Annotated in this window: 27 protein-coding genes, 1 tRNA gene and 1 other RNA gene; 13 read left to right on the top strand and 16 right to left on the bottom strand. The window is 35.6% G+C overall.

Features of this window, described 5'->3' with window-relative positions; all coding sequences use genetic code 11:
• Positions 1 to 116: 116 nt before the first annotated feature.
• Positions 117 to 1,256 (top strand): helix-turn-helix domain-containing protein, encoded by a 1,140-nt coding sequence (locus EJF36_RS06505; RefSeq protein ID WP_125905538.1) that lies wholly within the window; start codon positions 117 to 119, stop codon positions 1,254 to 1,256.
• 534 nt (positions 1,257 to 1,790) lie between these two features.
• Here the strand turns inward: EJF36_RS06505 and ffs are convergent.
• An RNA gene (ffs, locus tag EJF36_RS06500) (signal recognition particle sRNA small type) lies at positions 1,791 to 1,871 on the bottom strand.
• 320 nt (positions 1,872 to 2,191) lie between these two features.
• Here ffs and EJF36_RS06495 point away from each other — a divergent pair.
• On the top strand, positions 2,192 to 2,398 hold the full coding sequence (locus EJF36_RS06495) for a helix-turn-helix domain-containing protein (protein ID WP_125905537.1): 207 nt from the start codon (positions 2,192 to 2,194) through the stop codon (positions 2,396 to 2,398).
• A gap of 87 nt (positions 2,399 to 2,485) precedes the next feature.
• Positions 2,486 to 3,631: a site-specific integrase gene (locus EJF36_RS06490; RefSeq protein ID WP_125905536.1), complete on the top strand. Its 1,146-nt coding sequence runs from the start codon at positions 2,486 to 2,488 to the stop codon at positions 3,629 to 3,631.
• 107 nt (positions 3,632 to 3,738) lie between these two features.
• On the opposite strand, the gene EJF36_RS06485 is transcribed toward EJF36_RS06490, so the two are convergent.
• Positions 3,739 to 3,811 (bottom strand) — tRNA-Val (locus EJF36_RS06485).
• Positions 3,812 to 4,225: 414 nt separating this feature from the next.
• On the opposite strand from EJF36_RS06485, the gene EJF36_RS06480 reads away from it, so the two are divergent.
• The 4 genes from EJF36_RS06480 (at position 4,226) to EJF36_RS06465 (ending at position 7,598) form a co-directional block, all read left to right on the top strand.
• Positions 4,226 to 4,726: a cation:proton antiporter regulatory subunit gene (locus tag EJF36_RS06480; RefSeq protein ID WP_125905535.1), complete on the top strand. Its 501-nt coding sequence runs from the start codon at positions 4,226 to 4,228 to the stop codon at positions 4,724 to 4,726.
• Between the two features lies 1 nt (position 4,727).
• Complete coding sequence (locus EJF36_RS06475) at positions 4,728 to 5,936, top strand: cation:proton antiporter (RefSeq protein WP_125905534.1); 1,209 nt, start codon at positions 4,728 to 4,730, stop codon at positions 5,934 to 5,936.
• A 184-nt stretch (positions 5,937 to 6,120) separates the two neighbouring features.
• Entirely contained in the window at positions 6,121 to 7,110 is a 990-nt protein-coding gene (locus tag EJF36_RS06470) for an arsenic resistance protein (protein ID WP_125905533.1), read from the top strand.
• A gap of 50 nt (positions 7,111 to 7,160) precedes the next feature.
• Positions 7,161 to 7,598 carry an OsmC family protein gene (locus EJF36_RS06465; protein WP_125905532.1) on the top strand — a complete coding sequence of 146 codons (438 nt, stop codon included), beginning with the start codon at positions 7,161 to 7,163 and terminating at the stop codon, positions 7,596 to 7,598.
• A 689-nt stretch (positions 7,599 to 8,287) separates the two neighbouring features.
• On the opposite strand, the gene EJF36_RS06460 is transcribed toward EJF36_RS06465, so the two are convergent.
• On the bottom strand, positions 8,288 to 8,671 hold the full coding sequence (locus EJF36_RS06460; protein WP_125905531.1) for a DUF302 domain-containing protein: 384 nt from the start codon (positions 8,669 to 8,671) through the stop codon (positions 8,288 to 8,290).
• Between the two features lie 162 nt (positions 8,672 to 8,833).
• On the opposite strand from EJF36_RS06460, the gene EJF36_RS06455 reads away from it, so the two are divergent.
• A complete protein-coding gene (locus EJF36_RS06455; protein ID WP_125905530.1) occupies positions 8,834 to 9,106 on the top strand; it encodes a CUE domain-containing protein in 273 nt (90 codons plus the stop codon).
• A 43-nt stretch (positions 9,107 to 9,149) separates the two neighbouring features.
• On the opposite strand, the gene EJF36_RS06450 is transcribed toward EJF36_RS06455, so the two are convergent.
• Both EJF36_RS06450 and EJF36_RS06445 read right to left on the bottom strand, forming a co-directional pair.
• Positions 9,150 to 9,869: an HAD family hydrolase gene (locus EJF36_RS06450; RefSeq protein ID WP_185806838.1), complete on the bottom strand. Its 720-nt coding sequence runs from the start codon at positions 9,867 to 9,869 to the stop codon at positions 9,150 to 9,152.
• A 351-nt stretch (positions 9,870 to 10,220) separates the two neighbouring features.
• Positions 10,221 to 11,156 (bottom strand): alpha/beta hydrolase, encoded by a 936-nt coding sequence (locus tag EJF36_RS06445; protein WP_125905528.1) that lies wholly within the window; start codon positions 11,154 to 11,156, stop codon positions 10,221 to 10,223.
• 121 nt (positions 11,157 to 11,277) lie between these two features.
• Here EJF36_RS06445 and EJF36_RS06440 point away from each other — a divergent pair, with 121 nt between their 5' ends.
• The 5 genes from EJF36_RS06440 (at position 11,278) to EJF36_RS06420 (ending at position 17,299) form a co-directional block, all read left to right on the top strand.
• Positions 11,278 to 14,544, top strand: coding sequence for an EAL domain-containing protein (locus EJF36_RS06440; RefSeq protein ID WP_125905527.1), 3,267 nt, complete (start codon positions 11,278 to 11,280; stop codon positions 14,542 to 14,544).
• A 215-nt stretch (positions 14,545 to 14,759) separates the two neighbouring features.
• Positions 14,760 to 15,482 carry an alpha/beta hydrolase gene (locus EJF36_RS06435; protein ID WP_125905526.1) on the top strand — a complete coding sequence of 241 codons (723 nt, stop codon included), beginning with the start codon at positions 14,760 to 14,762 and terminating at the stop codon, positions 15,480 to 15,482.
• An 86-nt stretch (positions 15,483 to 15,568) separates the two neighbouring features.
• Positions 15,569 to 16,078 (top strand): YjcG family protein, encoded by a 510-nt coding sequence (locus EJF36_RS06430; RefSeq protein ID WP_125905525.1) that lies wholly within the window; start codon positions 15,569 to 15,571, stop codon positions 16,076 to 16,078.
• Positions 16,079 to 16,084: 6 nt separating this feature from the next.
• Positions 16,085 to 16,510 (top strand): GNAT family N-acetyltransferase, encoded by a 426-nt coding sequence (locus EJF36_RS06425; protein ID WP_125908292.1) that lies wholly within the window; start codon positions 16,085 to 16,087, stop codon positions 16,508 to 16,510.
• Positions 16,511 to 16,624: 114 nt separating this feature from the next.
• Positions 16,625 to 17,299, top strand: a complete 675-nt coding sequence (locus EJF36_RS06420) for a DUF421 domain-containing protein (RefSeq protein ID WP_185806837.1) — start codon at positions 16,625 to 16,627, stop codon at positions 17,297 to 17,299.
• Positions 17,300 to 17,493: 194 nt separating this feature from the next.
• Here the strand turns inward: EJF36_RS06420 and EJF36_RS06415 are convergent, their stop codons facing one another.
• The 11 genes from EJF36_RS06415 to EJF36_RS06365 form a co-directional block, all read right to left on the bottom strand.
• A complete protein-coding gene (locus EJF36_RS06415; protein ID WP_125905524.1) occupies positions 17,494 to 17,694 on the bottom strand; it encodes a hypothetical protein in 201 nt (66 codons plus the stop codon).
• Between the two features lie 108 nt (positions 17,695 to 17,802).
• The gene (locus tag EJF36_RS06410; RefSeq protein WP_185806836.1) at positions 17,803 to 18,681 is read right to left on the bottom strand and encodes a processed acidic surface protein; all 879 of its coding nucleotides are present in this window, start codon (positions 18,679 to 18,681) and stop codon (positions 17,803 to 17,805) included.
• Between the two features lie 136 nt (positions 18,682 to 18,817).
• Positions 18,818 to 19,129 carry a chaperone CsaA gene (gene csaA, locus EJF36_RS06405; protein WP_125905522.1) on the bottom strand — a complete coding sequence of 104 codons (312 nt, stop codon included), beginning with the start codon at positions 19,127 to 19,129 and terminating at the stop codon, positions 18,818 to 18,820.
• A 91-nt stretch (positions 19,130 to 19,220) separates the two neighbouring features.
• Complete coding sequence (locus tag EJF36_RS06400; RefSeq protein ID WP_125905521.1) at positions 19,221 to 19,463, bottom strand: hypothetical protein; 243 nt, start codon at positions 19,461 to 19,463, stop codon at positions 19,221 to 19,223.
• Positions 19,464 to 19,605: 142 nt separating this feature from the next.
• Complete coding sequence (locus EJF36_RS06395) at positions 19,606 to 19,863, bottom strand: stage VI sporulation protein F (RefSeq protein WP_125905520.1); 258 nt, start codon at positions 19,861 to 19,863, stop codon at positions 19,606 to 19,608.
• Positions 19,864 to 20,066: 203 nt separating this feature from the next.
• Positions 20,067 to 20,186, bottom strand: coding sequence for a YjcZ family sporulation protein (locus EJF36_RS06390; RefSeq protein WP_125905519.1), 120 nt, complete (start codon positions 20,184 to 20,186; stop codon positions 20,067 to 20,069).
• Positions 20,187 to 20,277: 91 nt separating this feature from the next.
• Positions 20,278 to 20,478, bottom strand: a complete 201-nt coding sequence (locus tag EJF36_RS06385; RefSeq protein ID WP_125905518.1) for a hypothetical protein — start codon at positions 20,476 to 20,478, stop codon at positions 20,278 to 20,280.
• A gap of 100 nt (positions 20,479 to 20,578) precedes the next feature.
• Entirely contained in the window at positions 20,579 to 20,935 is a 357-nt protein-coding gene (spoVAE, locus tag EJF36_RS06380; RefSeq protein WP_125905517.1) for a stage V sporulation protein AE, read from the bottom strand.
• A 26-nt stretch (positions 20,936 to 20,961) separates the two neighbouring features.
• Positions 20,962 to 21,966, bottom strand: a complete 1,005-nt coding sequence (spoVAD, locus tag EJF36_RS06375; RefSeq protein ID WP_125905516.1) for a stage V sporulation protein AD — start codon at positions 21,964 to 21,966, stop codon at positions 20,962 to 20,964.
• Positions 21,967 to 22,443, bottom strand: a complete 477-nt coding sequence (spoVAC, locus tag EJF36_RS06370) for a stage V sporulation protein AC (RefSeq protein ID WP_125905515.1) — start codon at positions 22,441 to 22,443, stop codon at positions 21,967 to 21,969.
• 14 nt (positions 22,444 to 22,457) lie between these two features.
• Complete coding sequence (locus EJF36_RS06365; protein WP_125905514.1) at positions 22,458 to 22,844, bottom strand: YhcN/YlaJ family sporulation lipoprotein; 387 nt, start codon at positions 22,842 to 22,844, stop codon at positions 22,458 to 22,460.
• Positions 22,845 to 23,178 lie beyond the last annotated feature (334 nt).

The raw sequence follows: 23,178 nt of genomic DNA, 5'->3' as shown, positions 1-23,178 counted from the left end.
TATAAACCTGTATATCATCACGTTTTTTAAAATTTCACTTAGTTCAATATTCAAAATTAAACGTAGGTAACAAAAAGTAAATGTTATAGAATAAACTTATAAGGAGGCCATAAATTATGATTAAAAATATAAAAGCATTGATTGATCACATAGATAATCATTACCATGAAGTTTTAACACGAGATGATGTCGAATATATAACTAAACTCTCCTATGGACATGTAAGAAACGATTTTAGACAAATTGTAAACATGCCATTAGATAAGTATCGCAAGCGAAGACAATTATCTTTAATTATTGAAGAAATTGCTCAATCCGGCTCATCAATAAATAGAAGTAACATAGCTCCCTGGAATAGTGAAAATAGTTTCCGTGTTGCCTTTAAAAATGAATTTAACGTGACTCCTAAGAAGGTAATAGATGGTAAGTTTCAAGGCGAATTACAGTCCAAATTTGATGTTGATAAATATACTAAAGAATACAGAGTAGTTCAGCGGTTAATAAAAACCCATGGAAGCCCAAACAATGCGTTGGAGTTTCTTCTAACTCTCCCACCTTTTGTCGTTAGCTTCTTTAATAGACTTGTTTCTTATGAAACACCAGAAAAAGAATATAAGGCAATAATAAAGAACACTTATGGCGAACTGTCTAAAGAAGGTTATAAAGAGAAAATGGTTATACTTAAGAACTATTATGATATTAACAGAGCTTTTTGTTTCAAACCTGGAGCAATTTTCTCCAATGTGTTCATAATTGCTAAAAGAGACCTGATAAAACATATTCTTACCAAGGGAGATATTTATTTGTCTTATTCTCCACTGGATATTAGGACAGTCTGGAATGTAGTACCAGATATCAAGAGTGAGAGAGAAAAAAATTATTACCGTAAGAAAGAAGAAGTAATTATATCTATGCCCAATGAGCTTATTAATAAAATTGATTCCTTAACTTTCATGCAACAAGAGATACTTAGAAATTTGATTTTCCAAGATTGCGGAGCCTTATACTATGAGACCTTTGAGGATTTGATTGACCAAGTCAAATATAATTATAATAAACCTATTTCATCTCGTTGCAACAAATGCAATTGCGATGGTGTTTATTTAGAAGAAGATTGCCCTAGAATAGAAGACATGGACACAGAGGAATTAAATGAATATCTTTCGAAACCTCGCTTTGAACTATTAAATTATGAGAACCTTAGGAAAGAGATTGATACACTTTTGATCAAAGGATTACTTTATTTTGTTAATTAATTGCTAATAGGAAAAATTTTTTCATCCCTTGTTATCAAACAGTCTTTATGCTCGCCATTTTCCAATCGATAAATGGTTCGATTGCAAATATAGAATGAAATTTACTACTCATAGAGGAAAATATTAAGCTAATCACCCTTTTACTACTTTTACTACAAAGAAATTCTAACACATAAGCAAATTTAAAAAGGCAGGAAATTAACTATCCTGTCTTTATTAATTTTGTGATGATAAAATTGTGATGATAAAAAGGCGCTTCTTACTTGGAATAACGCGTGATTGCTAAAAATCACATAGTACGAGTCAACTGTGCAGTTAGTAGTTGTTAGTTTAGGGAAAATTTTCACTAAAATTAACATAACGCTGCTTGTGTATATCTATCGATTATTCACTAAAATATGGCGTAAGAATACTATTGAACCCTTACGTAAGTGAGATTAAATCACGCCTACCTTAAAAAAACACCAATATTTTCTACAATTAGTCAAAAGCAAAAGGTCTCCTAAATCAAATAGGAGACCAACTGTAGTTTATATGTATTGCCACAAACAGGAGTCTGTTTAGTGCTGCTATCTTCCGATCCTGACACATTTCACAGCTCTGCCTTGGCATGTTTATATAATAACAAGCATTAGGTCGAAAATTAATATTTAAATAATGTAAAAAGAATGATACCTCAATTTCCGCGAAACCCTACCCGGCTTTTTTCACGCTATACTTATAGGTATAAAGAACCATTTTTAATAAATTTAAAAATAAATTGATAAAATCCACTTTTCATTTTTTAAGACGATAAAATTAATAATAGATTACCATTATCAATTGATAGCTTGAGCTAATGTTAGTACTTGCTAACAACGGACGAATAATGAAAAATGAAAATTCTAAAAAATATGCAAATGCTATCCAATACACTATTTGGAGGTATTTGAAACATGGAACATGCAAGAAAACACATTGATGATTACCCACTTATGCTAACAGCTGAGGAGTTAAAAGAAATTTTACAAGTTTCTAAAGTAACAGCCTATTCAATTATGGATCAACCGTCATTTCCGCTTATCAGAATAGGGCGCAGTAAACGAGTATTGAAAAAGGAGTTTCTAACATGGTTAACAAAACAACAATCCAACAAATTATAAAAATTGGAACAAGTGGTCACAATGTTAAAAGACCACTTGTCATCCAACCTACTGACACTTTGCTTTACGTGTTAGGGAGGTAAAAATATGGACGGACATATTTATCAACGCCGAAAAACTTTTACGTATGTAGTAGACCTACCTAAAGATCCGGTTACTGGTAAGCGAAGACAAAAAACCAAAGGTCGCTTTAAAACAGAAAAAGAAGCCCGAAGAGCTATGAGAAAATTTATAGTGCAGTTAGAAGAGGGAGAGTATTTGGAGCCTAGTAAAGAGCTATTCTCTGAATTCATTCTCAATTGGTTTAATGAGCACTATTCAAAACGTATTAAAGCAACCACAGCTGAAAGTCGCAGGTATACTGTAAAAAAACATCTAATAGAGGGTAATCCATTTGCTAACAATACACTTGATACTATTACGGCTCATGATATTGATAGCTTGTATAATACAAAGCTAGATGCTGAGTATAGTACGAGTTATATTCGTAAAATACATCAGCTTCTAACTAAAGCATTTGATCAAGCTGTAAAATGGAACAAGATAAAGGAAAATCCCGCAAAAAAAGCTGATCCCCCCTGCATTAAACGCGAAGAGATGCGAATATGGTCGTTTGAACATATTCATCGTTTTTTAGACGAAAGTACAGGTGAACGAACATTCCCCATTTTCTATCTTGCTTTGTATACAGGAATGCGTAGGGGAGAGATTCTAGGCTTGATGTGGAAAGATATCGATTTCGATAAGAAGGTCATTCATGTGAAACGTACATTATCATTTGTACCAAAAAAGGGATATATTTTCACCAGCCCAAAAACAGCTAGATCAAAGAGACAAATCCCTGTTTCAAATGAAGTGATACAAGTTCTACAACAGGTTCAACAAACACAAAGAGAATGGAAAAAGAGATTACAAGATGCTTATGAAGACAATGATTTAGTGTTTTGTACAGAACTAGGTAAACCACAAGACCCTCAAAATATATTGCGAGTAATGAGACGATTGATTGAAGGTGCTGGTGTCACAAGAATTAGATTTCATGATTTACGCCATACTCACGCATCAATTTTGCTTAACAATAATGTTGACATCGTTAAAGTGTCTGCAAGGCTTGGTCATGCTAATCCTAGGGTAACATTAGAGATATACGCTCATCTCTTACCAAATAACCAAAGTGAAGTGCCTGAGGTATTTGAGGATCTCATGAAAAGAAACCTAAAAGAGCCCCGTTAGCATTTCGTTAGCAAATGCCGTAATTGATCGAGAGATGAATCTGTACCAGTAAAAACAAAAAGCCTGTACCCCTTGATATACAAAGGATACAGGCTTCTGTTACAGTATGATTCCGACTGGGTTCGAACCAGCGACCTCTACCCTGTCAAGGTAGCGCTCTCCCAGCTGAGCTACGGAATCGAATATTAGTGACATGCTTCATTATATGAAGAAAGCAGTTGTAAGTCAATAGTTTTTAATGGAACGAGATGACCAAACTCAAATTTTATGCGTAGATTTTTGTCGGTTGTGTGGAATTTTTTCTTAGTTGTGCGCAAACCAATTCTGTTTCTGCGTAAATTTATCTTGTTTCTGCGTAAAACCCCCCTAGTTCTTCGTTATGTGCAGCTTTAAATAGCGTCGATTTTCTTCCGTTTGAAAATACCGTTTTTTTAACGAATAACAGTCTTCTAATAGTCCACCACCTCTCCCCATCTAGTCAAATCCACTAATTCAGACAATAATAACCATCCATATTAAGGAAATGTGGTACAATTAAAGTATTAGAAAAATCAAAATTCGAATATACTTTTCTTAATGTGGGGAGTTAATTATATGAAGATAAAGTCTGTTGAATTGCCGGGTATTGGTCATAAAATCTCCTTTATAACGGCTGAAAAGAGTAAGATTGTGTTAATTGTGCATCACTCTGGGAAGCGCGATATGTATTTTTTCGATGATGCGGACAATGATGAAGCAGATTTCATGATTAATTTGAATGCGGATGAAACGAGAGAGCTTGGTGCGCAGTTGCTTGGTGCGATGTATCAGCCAATCGATACGGATAAGATGGAATTGTTTAAAAATCAAATTTTAATAGAATGGATTGAAGTACCATCAGGTTCGCCGCTCATTGATCGGGCTATCGGAGAAGCACGTATTCGTACAAAAACTGGTGCATCTATTATCGGGATTGTGAAGCAAGGTGATCAAAATAATGTAATTGCTGTCCCTGACATTGATATTAAGCTTCATGAAGGAGATACACTCATGGTATTAGGGAAGAAAGAACAAATCAAGTCATTTGAACGTCTGTGCAATGGGGAGGTTACGTGACATGGATATATTGGCAGCAGGTGTAGCCGACGAATCGTCTTGGCCGACGTTACTAATTGCCGGTGTCATGTTGCTAGCTTTGTTTGTTGCAGGACATATAGGAAATCGAGTCATTAAGATTCCCGATATCCTATTATACATAGTCCTCGGGATTGTCGTTGGTGGCTTCATTGCAGATCATGAAGTACTTCATTTTGCTAGTGAAGTTGGGATAGTCCTTTTATTTTTTTTACTGGGACTTGAATTTCCTATTGATAAATTAAAAACCATTGCCAAAAATGTTTGGCCAGCTGGCTTGTTAGATGCCTTCTTAAATTTGGGTATTACGACAATGATTTGCTTTTTCCTGGGACTCGACATTTTAACGGCTTTTTTAATTGGTGGTATTGTTTATGCAACTAGCTCCTCTATTACAGCACAGCTTCTTCAATCCTCAAAACGAATGGCGAACACAGAATCTGAATTTATTTTAGCTTTACTGATATTTGAAGATTTAGTTGCTCCTATTGTTATAGCCTTATTAATTGGATTTACGTCAGGTGAAGGTGTCACTCCTCTTAACGTGACAACATTAGTGGTAAAAATCGTTCTCTTAACAGTTGGTGCTATTGTTATTGGTAAATATGTGTTTAGAAAACTTGGTGATTTTGTTGATCGTATAAGTGACGGTGACACATTTATTTTAATGACAATCGGAATTGCTTTAGCTTACGGTGGTTTAGCGCTATTACTTGGTTTATCTGAAGTATTAGGAGCGTTTTTAGCTGGTATGATGCTAGCTGAAACGAGACGCAACAGTACATTTGAATTGTATTCGATACCAATTCGAAACCTCTTTCTTCCCTTCTTCTTTTTATCATTTGGTACAACTATTAGTTTTTCAGAAGGGATTCCACTCCTACCATTACTACTTATCTTAATTATTTGGTCAGTTGTCGCAAAGATTATAACAGGATTTTTCGGTGGAAAGTTGTACGGTTTATCAAATCGTGTAGCATTACGTGCTGGTCTTTCATTAACCTCTCGTGGGGAATTTTCCGTCGTAATAGCAAGCTTAGCAGTCGGGTCCATAAAAATTCTCGCCAGTCTTTATATTTTAGCTACAGCTTTAATCGGAATTGTATTATTTTTAGTAGCTCCTTATGTCACGAATTTCTTTTTTGGTTCAAAACCAAAGAAAGTAAAAAAGAAAATACAAGTACCTGGTTAACAAGAGATGCTTGCTTTTGAAGTGTCTCTTTTTTACCTAATAACCCTTATATATCAATGAATCTATAAATATTTCAAAAAAACTTTTGACAAATAATAATATACCCTGTATAGTATCTATTGTACCCCACTGGGTATTATATTAATCTATCAGTTGTTTACATTACATCATGAGAGGTGAAGTTATGAATAAGCTGTATGTCTTCCCACAAAAGTATTTATTACTTAGCGTACCATTAACATTGATACTTGGTTTCATTATTGGTACGTTCGTTGACACAAGCTTTTTACGCCCTACCATTATGTTGGCTACGATTATTATGATATATGCCACAATGGTTGGATTTAAGTTTAAAGAGTTGACAACTATTAAAGGTTCAAAGGTACTATGGTTATCTTTACTTATTAACTTTGCCATTATACCTTTAGTGGCCTTTGGATTAGGAAAGACGTTCTTGAGTGAGCATCCCATTATGTTTGCGGGACTTGCTTTATCAGCCTTGTTACCAACGAGTGGAATGACTATTTCTTGGACTGCCTTACAAAAAGGAAATGTACCCGCTGCTGTAAAATTAACAGTATTTGGACTTGTTGTGGGCTCCCTGTTAACACCTTGGTACTTACTTGCTATGGTTGGGGAATATGTAAATATTAATGTAATGCGCACCATTCATTCCATTATTATGGTTGTATTTGTACCGATGATTTTGGGGCATATTACGTTTAGGTTTTTAATGAAGAAATACACTCCAGAGCAATTCCAAAAGCAAATTAAACCAAAGTTTGGACCATTAAGCATTTGGGCGATGCTATATGTTGTTTTTATCAGTATCAGTATGCGCGCTGAAATGATTATGTCCAACTTACAGTTAATTGCACTTGCTCTTATCGTATTGATTGTGTTTTATGGTCTGAATTACGTTATTAGTACGATTGCTGCAAAAATGTTTTTAAACCGTGGAGATGGTATTGCCTTAGTAAATGGTACAGTTCTTCGTAACCTGTCTATCGCTATCGGTTTGGCTGCGACTTCTTTTGGAGCCGAAGCAGCTCTTATTGTAACAATTGCTTTTGTTGTACAACAACAAACTATTGCATACTACGGCAAGTTAGCAGGGAAATATTGGTTTAATCCTGATAAGAAAAGCAAACCTGCGAAAACTTCTGTAGCATAAAATATTAAATCATCTTGTATAAAATCATCTAAGAAAAGGGGAAATTAATTATGTCTAACATGAAATTACTCGTAAAAGCAGAAACTGAAGGAATTACTGTCAAAGCAAAAGCTGGAAAGCAAGAGTTTATTATTGATGAAGGAACGCAAATGGGCGGGAAAGATATGGGCCCTAATCCGCTACAATCAGTACTAGGAGCACTAGCGGCATGTGAAAACGTGACAGCACGCATGGTTGCAAGAGAAATGAATTTTGACCTTAAAGAAATTACTTTTAATGTAACAGGTGAATTCAATCCTAAAGGTTTCATGGGGGACCCATCAGTTCGCCCTTACTTTGAAAAGATAAATGTGGAAGCTTCAGTAACAACAACTGAATCTGAAGATCGAATTAAAGAGCTACAAGAAAAAGTAGAATCACGTTGCCCTGTGTACACAATGTTAAAAGCAGCAGACGTAACGATGACTGATACTTGGACAAAAGCTTAATTTATTTGACATTGACACCTCTCAATTAGAGTGGTGTCTTTTTCTTGGAAACCATAGTACTCGTTGTGTTGTTTTTAATTTTGCAACTTAGTCCTAATGGTGTACACCCTCATCCACTCGTACGCTCTTCTATTAGCCATAAAACGGCTAAATCTATCTGTCTTTTCCTACACTGACCGCTTTACGCTATTATATAGACGTTCCAATGTTTATTTAATAATTTCAACTATCAACTAAAATATACTATACACCGTATTTATGCAGAAAGTATCGAGATGGCTAAAAAATGAAGCATTATTTCATATTCTATTACACTGAAAATACGGTTCTCTCGTATAAGTCCCCACTGTTGATGAATACATGAGAGCCATAGCTTTTGGGTCTAACAAATATTGCGTTAAAGATATTAAGAAGAAGATAATTCACTACATACTTAAATTCAATAGGGAAAAAATTTATTAGACACAAAAAGCTCCCCTTAAGGTAAAACAGATTTTATTTTTTAATCTGTCTACCTTAAGGGGAGCATATCAACAGTAGATGGGAAGCTTCTTATTTCTACTCTGTCACTTTCGGTCTCAAACCGCCCCGACGCTTCCTTACTATTTATTAAGGCAGAGTAAGAACCGTCCCCACTCTGCCTTTCCAGCTATTATGGATGCATGAGAACCGTCCCCGGTCTGCCGTTACTATACTGCTTTGTCGATACAGAAGGTGAGTCTTTTTTCAATGTCTAGTGCTATGTTTTTTAAGTTTTCGTCTTCAAGTAACCCCATTAGTTCAGATGGCTTAACCATTCCAATCTTTGTATCATCTTTATCCTCAAAGACTATAATTTTACATGGTAAAAAATAGCCTGCCATCATAGTTTCGTCTAATACTTTTTTTGCTTCATGCGGATTACATACTTCTAATACGTGAAATGCTTTAGAGAATTCCAGTCCTTTTTCTTGAAGCTTGCTTTTAATATCAAATGCCCAAAGTACCCCAAACTTTTCTTCTTGTAGTTGTTTTTCTAAATCAGCGATTGCAACTTCTACTGATTTATTTGTTGAAACAGTATAGTGAAACATATATTTGCCTCCTTCATGTTAATCAATGTTAGTATGAGTTTTCTACATCAAAATTAACCTAAGAAATACCACCACCCGTAACAAATTAGTCACAATTACTGCAACATTTCTCGATAATTTTTAGTCATACTTAATGTACACGAAAGGAGTGACAAAATACTTATGAAGAAAAAATTAGCAATTATCACTTTAGCGACAACTATTGCATTAGGAGCCGTTACAACGGCCGTGTTAGCAGAAGAAAGTGACGAGCCATGGAAATTCGGACCTCATATGATGGACAAATTTGAAGATTTCAGCTTTGAAGACATGTTACCTTTTATGAAAGAAATGCACCCTGATTTTTCAGAGGAAGAGCTTGAATCTATGTATCAGGATTGCCATAATAGAGGCGGAGCAAATCGTTCTCAGATGATGAGTAAGTATTGGGATTGATTAACGCAAAAAAGGCTCACGCTGAAGCGTGAGCCTTTTTTACTTATATTGCTTTTTGAATGGGGATATTTAACAAACGAAGAATATCAGTTAACTGCTTTGTTTCAAGAACTGGTTTGTGATTTGTGTCTGGTTTTCTTTTACGTATGTTGAACCAAACGGCTTGCCACCCCGCATCGATCGCACCTGCAACATCATTAATCCATGAGTCACCTATGTACAAGCAAGTGTTAGGAGATTGTTTTACACGATTTATTGCTTCGTCATAGATACGTTGATCAGGCTTGGCTACACCCATTTGGCCTGAGATTATAATACGGTCAGCAGGTATAAATTCATCGAGTCCTAATCGTTTAATTTTTTTTGCTTGATGCTCTGCCGGTCCGTTTGTAATAATTCCAACCTCGTAATCATGCTCAAGCAGTGTAGATAGTACCCGCTTCACTTCAGGAAACAAACGAATATTATCAAGCTCTTCTTCATAGCGTTCTTGGAAATATAACGCTTCTTCGTCAGAAATAGTTGAACCAAAATCGGCGTGTACTCTTTTTATCCGATCTATACGCATTTCAACTATTGTCATTTTATCTGCTACAACATCCTCCCAAAGAATATCACTATATTTGCGTAGCTTTTTATAAGCTGCATCATGGGGAATGATTTTTGCTTCTTTTGGAAAGCAATGCTCAAAAGCTTCAACAAATGGTTTTTGGTGATCATGTAACGTGTCATCAAGGTCAAAGAATACGCTTGTAATTTCCAAGTTAATACCTCCGCATTTTTTATTCACAGCATCATGTTTTCTCATGAATTTTCAAACGTTTATAATTATAACAAACGAAAACCCCTAAGAATTTGAACATTTTGTGTTAATCTGCGACTAAAAAAGTTGGTAGCGTTACCATCGTTTATCTTATCATATTTAGCTTTTTACTTTTTTTTTGATATCATGTTACCAAAAACACTAAACGTCACAAATATGTAGTTTGAAGAATACACCTCACAAATACGCTTTACAAATATATAGTTATTTTGTACTATAAAATTATATTAATAGTAAAATATACCTAGTTATCTATTGATGGCCTGTTACTGCCATCATAAACAATTACGTTTACACTTGTAATTTATCTTTTATCCATGTATACACATCATCAAAAACTTGTTGTCTTTCTATTTCTTTAAATAATTCATGCCGCATTCCCGGATATATTTTATTTGTTACGTCTTGTATACCAGCCTGCTTATAAGATTGATAGACAGCGAGAACACTTTTTGAGAAACCACCAACAGGGTCTTCCTTTCCAGCTACTAATAAAATAGGTAATGATTGTGGTGTCCTCTTAATATTTTCACTTTTATGGATAGTCTTTATACCGGTTAAAAGATCATGGAAAAATCCAGCCGTAAACACCCCTCCGCAATGAGGGTCTTCAATATAAGCATCGACTTCTTTCTGATCTGTTGACAGCCAATCAAATTCTGTTCGTGCTTGCTTTATTTTTTTGTTATAGGCACCAAACGTTAATGTATTCATGAGCGGGCTTTCTGTAGTTGCTCCTTTTTTACTGCTTTCGCGTTTTGCCAACCAACGCCCTAGAATTCCGAGTATACCAGGATTTCCTGCCGTACCAGATAATATTACACCGGCCAGTTCTTGAGCTTCATGTTTTTGTATATACCTTCTTACAATGAAAGAGCCCATGCTATGTCCTAACAGGAAGATGGGTACATCTCTATGTTGTTCCTGAATAAAATCCGTTATATATTTCATATCATCAACTACTATTTCAAAACCATTATGATTAGTAAAATATCCTTTTACCATCCCATCACGAACAGTTTGACCGTGCCCACGATGATCATGACCGTAAACGAAAATATTTTTATTAACGAGGAACTCAGCCAATTCATCATAACGTTCAATGTGCTCTGCCATACCATGGGCAATCTGTACGATCGCAATAGGTGTTACTGTTTCACTACACCACTTTTTCACATAAAGCTCTGTTGAATCATTCATTTGTAAAAAAAAGGTTTCTGTTTTCATATAAACACGCATCCTTTCTTTCTCACTTTTATAGATGAATCCCAAAACTTTCAGAGCACTAAACCTATTTGAAAGATGCTATAATAATAAAAAAAATTGATCGCCATTAGGGGTTTTTCTTATGTTTAATTCTACTATATATGAAACAATGCCGGAAGCCATTTTAAATAGCTTATCGAAGTTGAAGAACGCCATTGATGATGGACAAGGCACGCAATATGAAAAGGTTGTATCTGAGCTTGAGGGCTTTATTGTTCATTTGAAAAATTTATTATATGCCTTTGATGAATCTACAATTATTGCGATTACAGATGTAAAGGGCAAGATAATTTATGCTAATAAAAGCTTTTGCCACATCTCTAAATATAAGAAAGAAGAACTACTTGGCAGAAATCATAATATTTTAAAATCAGGTTATCACGACAGTGTATTTTATAAAAACATTTGGAATACCATTCTCTCAGGCAACATCTGGCGCGGACAGATTAAAAATAGAGCTAAAGATGGAAGTATGTACTGGGTGCAAACCACTATAGTCCCCATTTTTAACAATGAAAAACAAATCGATTATTTCATTTCATTTCGTACAGATATTACAAGAGAAAAACAACTCGAACTGCTTCGTATTGAAGAGATCAAAGCTGACTTCCTTCAAACTGTGCAACTCATTAATAACGCTGTTTTTAAACTTTGTCGAGATAAAGATGGGACAATATACTATGATTTACTCGAGGGGCAATTAGCGACACAGTATAATGTTGAGTTAAAAACAGACGAGAGAAATACACCGCAGTCTCTGTTTACACCTAAAGAAGCAGAATTTATGCTTGCACAATATAAAATTGCTTTTAATGGTCAATCACATTCTTATAAACATACCTTATTTGGAAAATGGGTGTATACAGTCTTAACACCTATTATGGAAGATGATCAAGTAATTGCTGTCATTGGTAGTGTCTCTGACTTCACAGAAATGGAAAAGGCACAGCAAACGATAGAGTTCTTAGCCTATCACGATGATTTAACTAACTTACCAAATCGTCGTAGTTTCTTACAAGCTATTGAAAATACACAAAAACAAACGTTTGCAGTCATTCATATTGATATTGATCGATTTAAACAGATTAATGAGACATTTGGACACCAAGTTGGGGATGACGTTATTATACACATTTCTCATATACTTCGTGGTCTTCATCCCAATTCTGTTTATCGATTAAGCGGAGATGAGTTTGTTATTATTGTAGATGACTGCTCACTAGAAGATAGGTTGAATAAGTACTGTGCTGATATATTAACAGCACTACAACAACCGTTCCTTGTCGGTGAACACGAACTCCTAATTACGTGTAGTATCGGTGCTACTATATATCCAAATAAAACAGATGACATTTCAAACATTTTGAAACACTGTGATATTGCTATGCAGCGTTCTAAGTTACTCGGTCGCCATAGTTATACTATTTTTTCACAAGAGATTTATAGTTCATATAACGATAAACTTATACTAGAAAGTGAACTGCGAAAAGCGATTCAAGATGGTAATTTGACTTTACAGTATCAGCCAAAATTAGATATTAGTCGAAATAAAACAGTCGGTGTGGAAGCGTTAGTACGCTGGAATTCACCAAAGCATGGTATGATCGCTCCCGATACGTTTATCCCTGTTGCAGAGGAAACAGGGTTAATTATTCCATTAGGAAGCTGGGTATTGCGAGAAGCTTGTAGACAAATGGTGAAGTGGATTCATGATGGCTACAATCCGATTCGCATCGCGGTTAATATTTCGGCTATTGAACTTCAACGCCCTAATTTCGTAGAAAAAGTAAAGCAGATATTAACGGAAACAGGATTACCTGCAAAATATCTTGAACTAGAATTAACAGAAAACACCATTATGCATGCAAATGATTCGGTCATTTTAAACGAGCTGCGAGACCTTGGCGTATACTTATCAATTGATGACTTTGGAACTGGCTATTCATCACTTAGCTATTTAAAATCCTTCCCTATTCACACATTAAAAATTGATCGTAGCTTTGTCCAAGATTTGCATTCTAACAATAGTAGTGATGCCGAGATTATACGAGCGATTATCCAACTTGCGCATACATTTGGCTTAGTGGTGATAGCTGAAGGTGTAGAAGATGAACGTATGGCTGATTTTTTAAATAAAAATAATTGTGATCAACTTCAAGGCTATTATTATAGTAAACCGATTGCAGCTGAAGATGTGATTAGTTTTTTTGAAAAAACTGACACTCTTACAAGTAGTTACGATAAAGTAAAACGAGAGCTCGACGAAAGTGAACAAAGATATCGATCTCTGTTTGATTACAATCCGAATCCTTCCTTTATTTTGAATCTTAAAGGCTCGTTTACAGCTGTTAATAAGGCTGCTGTTGGTTTAACAGGGTTTTCAAAAAGTGACCTAGAGCAAAAGGATTTCACAGCCATTGTTGCTGCAGATGACGTAGAGACTGCTAAAGAACATTTTCAACAGGTTTTAGCCCAAAATTCAGTTACATTTGAACTTCGTATTACTCGTAAAGATGGGAAGATACTGTATACACATATAACGGCCGTCCCTATGGTCGTGGATGAAGATGTTGTTGGGGTTATAGGTATTGCTCAAGACACTACTTTACAAAAGGAGTTCTTGCTAAAACGGAATCGTGATCTACAATTAGCTCGGATTGTCCAGGAAAGTGTTAGTCCGAAATCCTTAATAAATGAAGTTTGCACGATACAAGCTGTGAATCTTCCTTCTGCAGAGCTTTCAGGAGACATTTATAGCTGGTATCAAATTGATCAGAATCGCTACGGTGTTATGCTACTTGATATTATGGGGCATGGTTTAAGCTCTAGTCTTGTTGCGATGTCGATTAAATCTCTACTAGAGGGCCTTATTACGAAAGTAAGTGACCCTGAAGGTATTTATAACGAACTCAATAAACATGTATTCCGTCTATTTAAGGAAAGTCAACATCCTGTTACAACATTCTGTACAGCCATATACCTATTATTAGACACCTCCACTAAGACAATTGAATACTTTAATGCTGGGCACCCTCATGGTCTACTTATAAAAAAAGATAAAACATATGAAGAGCTAGCCCACGGTGGTATTCCAATAGGGCTGTTACCAACTACAAGCTTATCTGTTGGGAATGTTAATTATGAACCAGATAGCTACATTATTTTATACACAGATGGCTTACTTGAAATTTTCGAGAATTCTATGACACTCTGTAGTGATTGGCTAGTAGACAGAATCACACATTACAAAGATGAGCAAAACATTATGCAAAAGCTACAAGAAGAGGTACAACTATTGCACAAACGATCTGATGATTTAAGTTTGATTGTAATTGAGTTACCTGAATAATAGAAAAGATTATATCTACGGGGAAATTTAGCCATCCTAACATGATATCTTTCAAACATGCGTTAAAATCAAGAACGTGTCGTGATATAACTCGACACGTTTTTTGTATGCTTTCCCTGCGAAATCTTGATATACCACTTTTGATGTGTGAATATGTTACAATATTTTAGTGAAGCTAGCGAACTATACTTATATGTCAATAGGTGGGAAACTTAATGAGTAAAACAATTGGGAAACAGCTTTATAGTAAGGAGCTACAAGAGACAATTGAATTGATTGTTCATTTGCCGCCTCGCTTCTCGACGCTTTATAAATACGATGTTCTAATTGTGCAAGACGGACAAGATTATTTGCAGCTTGGTATGCTACGCGGGCTAACTGACTCTATCTTTGCAAATTCAAGCTACCGCCCTGCGGTTATTGTTGCCATTCCTTATCGTGATGTGACAGACCGTTATGAAAAATATCATCCGAATGGATCTAAGAATAACAGCTACATTCGTTTTCTAGCTCATGAGCTTGTTCCATACATAGACAAGGAGTTCCCGACGTACCTCATGGGTTCAACTCGCAGTCTGGTCGGTGATTCACTTGCCGCTACTGTCTCTTTGTTGACCTGCTTACGTTATCCGCATACATTTGGTAACGTGATTTTACAGTCACCTTATGTGAATAAAACAGTTTTGAATACAGTCAAAGAGTGGCATCAACAGCATAGCATTCGTATGTATCACTCAATAGGTAAAAAAGAGCAAGATGTGATAACAAGCAAAGATAAGCACGTTAATTTCCTTGAAAAAAATAAACAGTTGTATGCACAACTCGTTCACAAAATTAATGATTATCAATATTGTGAAAATCAAGATGGAACTCATACGTGGACGACGTGGCAAACAGATTTATCAGATGCATTAGAATTTATATATCGAGACTTGTAGATGTTTGTCATCTGTATGATTTATCAGAAGATTTTGTTATAATTAGCTTCAGTAATATAGCATAAATTTTAAAGGAGAGCGCTGTTATGAAATACGGTATTGCCATTTTTCCATCAAAAAAAGTTCAAGATCTTGCAAATTCCTATCGAATGCGTTATGACCCTCATTATGCTCTTATTCCACCTCACGTTACATTACGTGAGCCATTTGAAATTGATGAAAGCGAATTGACACAGCTTCCGAAATTGTTAAAAGAGATTGCCGCTTCTCACAAGCCGTTTCCACTTCGTTTTGATAAGGTAAGTTCGTTTTACCCAGTCAACAATGTCGTGTATTTTAAGGTGCAACCACACGAGGAGATGACTGCGTTACAACGTGAGCTTCACAACAGTTTTTTACCAACAACACCTGAGCATGCGTTTGTACCTCACATCACGATTGGACAAAGGCTTTCTGATGATGAGCATGCCGATGTACTTGGACAATTACGTATGACAGAGTTTAACCATGAAGAAAATATAGATCGGTTCCATTTACTATATCAGCTTGATAACGGTTCTTGGACCGTGTTTGAAACATTTAGATTAGGAGTGTAGTATTTGATGAACGTCACACATGTAACAACACCTGAACAGCTAGACGATGCATATTATGTTAGAAAAGTCGTGTTTATCGATGAACAAAATGTACCAGAGGAAGAAGAGATGGACCAATTTGACGAAACATCCGAACACTTTGTTGTATACGATGGGGACAAACCAGTTGGTGCAGGCCGCTTTCGCGTAGTGGATGGGTATGGAAAAGTGGAACGTATTTGTATCATGAAGTCTCACCGTGGCAAAGGTCTTGGAAATCTATTGATACACGCAATCGAAGCGTATGCGAAGGATACTAATGTAGCAAAAACGAAATTAAATGCGCAAACACATGCTGAAGCATTTTATAAAAAGTTAGGATACGAAACAGTATCGGATGAATTTATGGATGCAGGCATCCCACATGTAACAATGATAAAAAATATGAATTAATCTTTTCGAATTTAGGATTGGGCTTTTTAGCGCAATCCTTTTTTCTTTCAGTATAAAAAGGTCTATGTGACAAACAATACCTAGTATCACAGCATTTTAATTAGGGTGAACATCATGGACTATTTACAAATTAGTATTGAACTACTTGTTGGATTTATTGCGTTATTTATTTTAACAAAGGTTCTTGGAAAGTTACAAATCAATCAAATTACAGTATTTGACTTTATTTCCGCTCTTGTATTAGGAGAATTAGTAGGAAACGCTTTATTTGACGATGAGATAGGGATTGGTAAGATTTTATTCGCTATCACAGGTTGGGGAATTTTGATTTATGTAGTAGAATTTATGACTCAAAAAATTAAGCGTTGGAGAAGTTTCCTTGAAGGTCAGCCTACGATTGTTATCTCGATGGGGAAAATTGATTATAAAGCCTTAAAAAAGAATAACTTAGACTTAAATCAGTTGCAACATTTGCTACGCTCAAAGGATGTTTTTTCAATCAGTGAAGTGGAATACGCAATCCTTGAAACAGATGCATCCATCAGTGTGTTAAAAAAAGATCAATATAACCAACCAACCAAGCAAGATCATCATATGAGTTTGCAAGGTGTTTACTTACCCATCACAGTTATACTAGATGGTGAGGTTGTCCGTGACAATCTTCAACAAACAGGCCATGATGAAGCATGGTTATTAAAGCAACTAAAAAAACACGGACACTCGTCCATAAACGATGTATTGTATGCTGAATGGCGCCAAAACCAGCCATTACATGTACAAGGATATTGATTTTCATCTAAAAACGGTTGCGCTGTTAAATATGTGGTTGAGTTTTTTTGGTTACTTACCTGATTCTTGAATTACCACACAATTTTCTTGAAAAACACACTTTTTTTCTTGATAACTACACTTTTTCTTGATTACTGATTGAAATTTCTTGATAAACCGCACGTTTTTCTTGAAAAACACACTTTTTTTCTTGATTACGGTGCTTTTTCTTGATTGCGAATTGAAATTTCTTGATAAACCGCACGTTTTTCTTGAAAAACACTCTTTTTTTCTTGATTACGGCGCTTTTTCTTGATTACTGATTGAAATTTCTTGATAAACCACACAATTTTCTTGAAAAACACTCTTTTTTTCTTGATTAACGCTCGCTTTTTCTTGATATCTATAAACCACATGCATCAATAGCCTAACACTATTGATAACGTCTGGGTTTAGCGATAAATAATTTCCTACAGAAGAAAGCTTGGTCCTATGGTAATGACCAAGCTTACTAGATGTAGTCGTTATTTTAAGCCGCCATGAATCTCATCGTACTTTTCTTCATGCATATGATCAACAAAGTCATCAGACAGTTCTCCTACATGTACCATTTCTTCACCTTCGTCAATAACCTCTGCTGTCACAAAGTACTCAGGAGGTAATGCAAAATCAATAAGCAATTCTCCCGCTGTACTATAAATGCTTGCATACAAAGTCGATGGTATTTCCTTCATTTTTAAAAGTTCATTCAAAGAAATGTCTTTATTATCCAACGAAAATTTGAATTTGATTTCATACAGCGCAATAGACTCTTCCATTATTTGAACAAGTTCATCAATCTCTTCGTCCGAGAGTTGAGAAGTATCATCAACATAAAGAAACGATTCTAATCGAGTATCTATTCCTTCCATTTGATCAAGCTGATTTTCATTTTTTTCTTCTACTTCAGTTAAGTAAGTAAAGAATTTCTCTACTTCTTCTTCTGTGAGACCAATTTTCGCTAACTCGTTTTCTACACCTGCCATATACTCATCATGATTCACATAAAAATCAACAGCCGCATCAACGTCCTCAATAAATGTGTAGTCATTTAAGGAGTCTCCAAAGTGATCCATAAGTTCGTTTAATTCAGCCTCTGTAAGATTGTATTTAGACAGGACCTCCTGAAGATTAGCGGCATTAATTGGGGTACCTAAAATGAATTGTAATTCTGCCACTGTACTAAACTCTTCTAATGGTATTTCATAATAATCAAGATAATCCATTAAATCCTGTTTGGTCCAACCAATTTCAGCTAAGTACTGGTTTAACTCATTTTCAGGGGGAGCTGCAAATATTGTGTCATTGTTCATAAAAACCGAAAAAGACAGTAAGCATATTAACAACGCTTTTTTAAACCTCATCAAATAGTCACTCCTTTTTTTAGTTAGGATCATTAGTAATGTTCCCTTGTAACATATAATTAGGAGTGAAAATTATTACCTGAATTAGACTAATGTGAAAATTATGTTCCATAATGTACTTAGGTTTATAAACTAATTAAGATATCGAAGTGCCATTAGGAAGTGTGTGATCTGGCTTAAGTAATATGACATCCCCTTTTTCCGGAACTCCTCCAAGCACTAACACCTCTGATTTAAACCCTGCTACCCGCTTTGGAGGAAAATTGACAATCGCTACTACTTGCCGACCCACGATATTATTGGGCTCATAACGTTTTGTAATTTGAGCACTTGTTTGTTTTGTGCCAATTTCATTGCCAAAATCTATCTTCATCTTAATTGCTGGCACACGTGCTTCAGGAAAAAGTTCAGCCTCCAAGACTGTGCCGACACGAATATCTAGCTTCATAAATCATCGAATGTTACCATTGGTAATGATCATCCTCCTAAAAGTTCACTTTATTTTAAATAAAATATAAAAAGGACTGACAACGTCAGTCCTAAACATATTGATCAATAGTATGTTCTTTTCCTGTCGCTATTGTTTCATACGATTGGTTATATCGATAAGTTTTTTCTTTAAGTAGCCTTGCAAAGCTAGCTTCATCCCATTCTCCTTTTCGTCTTGAAGATTTAGGAGTAGGTTGTAACCGAGACACAGTGTATGCTGTATTTTGTACATTTGCTGTCCGATTTGCATATTGGGTATACTGCACGTGATGAATAGGTAAAATGTATCCCATATAATCACCTCTATTAATTTTATACCCTAAACAATGTCATCCTACACCTATTATTATACTAAAAATTCAGACTTCATTAAACCTTTTGATACGTTTTTAAAAACTATGTAAAACAAGCCCCCTAATTGGAGGCACCATACAATTATTTCTTGTTATTTAGCATTTGAGCAATTGTTGAAAAATCTAGTTGCTTACCGTTCTGTAAAATTGATTTTACAATTTTATCTTCAAGGTCCTTAGATACTGGTTTGTTTGCAATTTTAGATACACGATGAACTATGCTACGAACTGTTTTCTCATCTTGAAAATTTGCATTTTGGACAGAGTTAGCTAGTTCAAATACATCTTTCATGTTCACACCAGTTTTTTTCTCAATTCCTTTAAAAAGGTTATTATCCATTATTAACAGCCTCCTCCTTTACATGCTATATCGTATGAAAAAATTGCAAATTGGTGAAAGGAAGTTGTTGTTTTGCTCATTCACCTACATCATCCCGCTCTTTCTATCGGGACAATAAGTTAACATTATTTTTGCTTCAGCTTTTAAACACCCACAAAAACGCGCTGACATGAACTGCCAGCGCGTCTTTATGAAATCAATTATTAAAATGCTGCACCTACAATGATTAATAAGATAAACAACACGACGATCAGCACAAACGTGTTGCCGTAGCCACCACCGTAGCCACCACCATAACCATATCCACAGTATCCGTAGCTCATTCTCTTCACCTCCTACATGTTGTCTATAACATATTATGCAGGAGGCACATCCAACGTATAGACATTTGCCCTATAATCCGATCATCTATATTTATAACGACTTTTCTATATCTGTTGCATGCTTTTCAAGATGCTTTGAAAATTTAGAAGCAACCGATTCCATATCATTATCTAGTTTATCCAATCTCTTGCCGATATCATTACACCAGCCCTCAAGCTCACTTGCATTAGCACTTCGCTTTTCAAAACGTCTCGTAAAAATATTAATCAGTTCCTGATCAAATTTATTCATTCATGAACACACCTTTTTTAATTATGTTATCTCAAATAACTGCCTATTATAGTGTTTTGAATATTTTATATCACTAGTGTATTCACTGAATTAAGAAAGGTTATCCTTTTGGTTTAAATATTAACGCACCTATGAAACCAAAGATAATAGCAGCTGATATACCTGCGCTAGTAACCTCAAACATACCTGTCATAACACCGACAATTCCATGCTTTTCAGCTTCTTGCATCGCACCATGCACAAGCGAATTGCCAAAACTAGTAATTGGAATGGTTGCACCAGCTCCTGCAAAGTCAATTAATGGCTCATATAAGCCAAATCCATCTAAAATCGCCCCAATAACTACAAATGTAGATAGCATATGAGCTGGGGTCAATTTAAATTTATCGAGCATAATTTGTCCAATTACACATATAATGCCTCCTACTACAAACGCCCAAAAAAAGCTTGCTAGCATATTAATCACCCTTTTCTATAATTATTTTAGCTCATCTCAATTGAAACGGCATGAGCAATACAAGGGATCGTTTCTTTTTGTTGAAAGCTTAATGGTGATAATAAAGCTCCTGTAGCTACCACGAGGAGCTTTTTGATAGTGCCTTGTTTCATTTGATTTAATAAGTGTCCATATGTAACAGTAGCTGAACAACCTGCGCCACTGGCTCCTGAAAAAACAGGTTGATCTTGTTTGTAAATAATAAGACCGCAATCCTTATACATCCCATCATCTTGTAATACACCATGTTCATTAAGTAAATCATAAGAGACTCTTCTACCTATCTTTCCTAAATCGCCTGTTGCAATTACATCATAATAAGAAGCACTAATACCACGATCTCGTAGATGCGCTTCAATCGTGTCGACAGCAGCAGGTGCCATCGCCCCGCCCATATTAAATGGATCTGATAATCCCATATCAATAACTTTACCGATTGTAGCACTAGTGATTTGAGGTCCTATAGCATTTTTCCCTATTAAAGCAACACCTGCGCCCGTAACTGTCCATTGTGATGTTGGGGGCTTTTGTCCTCCATACTCTGTCGGATAGCGAAATTGCTTTTCTACTGCTGAATTGTGACTTGCTGCCCCAGTTAATATATAGTCGGCTCCCCCATTATCGATTATGAGAGAGCTTAATGCTAAACCCTCCATAGATGTGGAGCATGCTCCAAATAAGCCAATGTAAGGAACTGCTAAGGTTCTTGCCGAAAAGCTTGATGGTGTAATTTGGTTAATTAAATCACCTGCAATATAAAAATGAACTTGATCCTTTTGAATCCCCGCTTTGTTAAGTGCTATGCTACAAGCATCCTCGTACAGCACACGATGTGCTTTTTCATAAGAATCTTGACCAAACCAAAGGTCATCATAAAACTTATCAAAATCTTCTTGTATAGCACCTTCTGCCTCAAATGGTCCTCCAACAACACCTGTCGAAAGAATGGTAGGTTTATTATTAAATACCCATGTTTGTTTACCTTGTATCATTTACAAACCTCCCACTTTAAGAACAATTGTTTTTATAAGAGCCACTACGAAGGCAGAAAACACCCCATACAAAATAACAGATCCCGCAAGCTTGAACATATTTCCTCCTACACCTAGCACATAGCCCTCCGTTTTATGCTCTATAGCAGCTGATATAACAGCATTTCCAAACCCGGTTACAGGTACGGCAGATCCAGCTCCTCCTACTTGAGCAATATGGTCATACACACCAAAGCCTGTTAACAGCATTGCAATGAATATCATAGTTGCTACTGTTGGATTTCCTGCTGTTGCTTCTGTGAAATTAAAATTATATATGAAGAATAACGAAATCGCTTGACCTATAACACAAAATAGTCCTCCTACGACAAAGGCGCGAAGACAATTTTTCAAAAGAGGGCGCTGAGTTTCCCTTTGTTGCTCAAATTGTTGATATTGCTTCATTTCTGCTGTGACTTTTTTTTTCTTATCATTCATTTACGACACCCTCCTTACGTCTGTTCCTTGCTAAGCTTAGTAATTTTTTTTATTTGCTTTTCAATTTTCTTTTCATCAACATCTTCCTCTTCAATCAGCCTATTAAGGCGTTCTATTTCAATAAATATTTTTAAATCAGTTGAAACAAGTACATCTTTGTCGCTAAACTCCTCTTCAATCTCTTTTTTTATGTCTTTTTCAATTCTTTTTTTGAAAAATTTTTGGAACTGTTTAACACGAAATGCTACAAGAACATGTTTATCATTTTCATAAGAAACAACCTTTGTAACTTCCTCGTGACTTTTTACTAACTGTTCTGCCTTGTCACTTGGAGATGCTTGCACTTGATTATAGGTTAATAAAAAAGTTAACAAAAGCGTTAAAATACTAATATGTTTCATAGCTCATCATCCTAAGTATTTTTTAGTCTTTTAATAGGATGAGACATTATGGTAAGAATTATGAACACCACCACTTAACAAAATATGTAAATAACAAAAGCGTAAATGCGCCTATTTCCTTACATCCATTGAGGTTCGTATTTAAGAAAAGCACATAGCGCCCGCTTAACGGCAACTAGTATAAGACGAGCGCGTCGGAAGTCCTGACTTCCAGAGACGATTGGCTTGTGACCAAGGAAAAATTGATTTATATTTTTCCCTCGAGCCGTTGGCGCCTGAAGCTAGACACTGATTTAGGTGAAAATCTATGCTTTCCTGTCCGTAAGAAAAGCGC

This window comes from Bacillus sp. HMF5848 (genome assembly GCF_003944835.1).
Taxonomy (GTDB): domain Bacteria; phylum Bacillota; class Bacilli; order Bacillales; family HMF5848; genus HMF5848.
The sequence above is the reverse complement of the archived record's forward strand: the minus strand, read 5'-3'. Positions and strand labels throughout refer to the sequence as shown.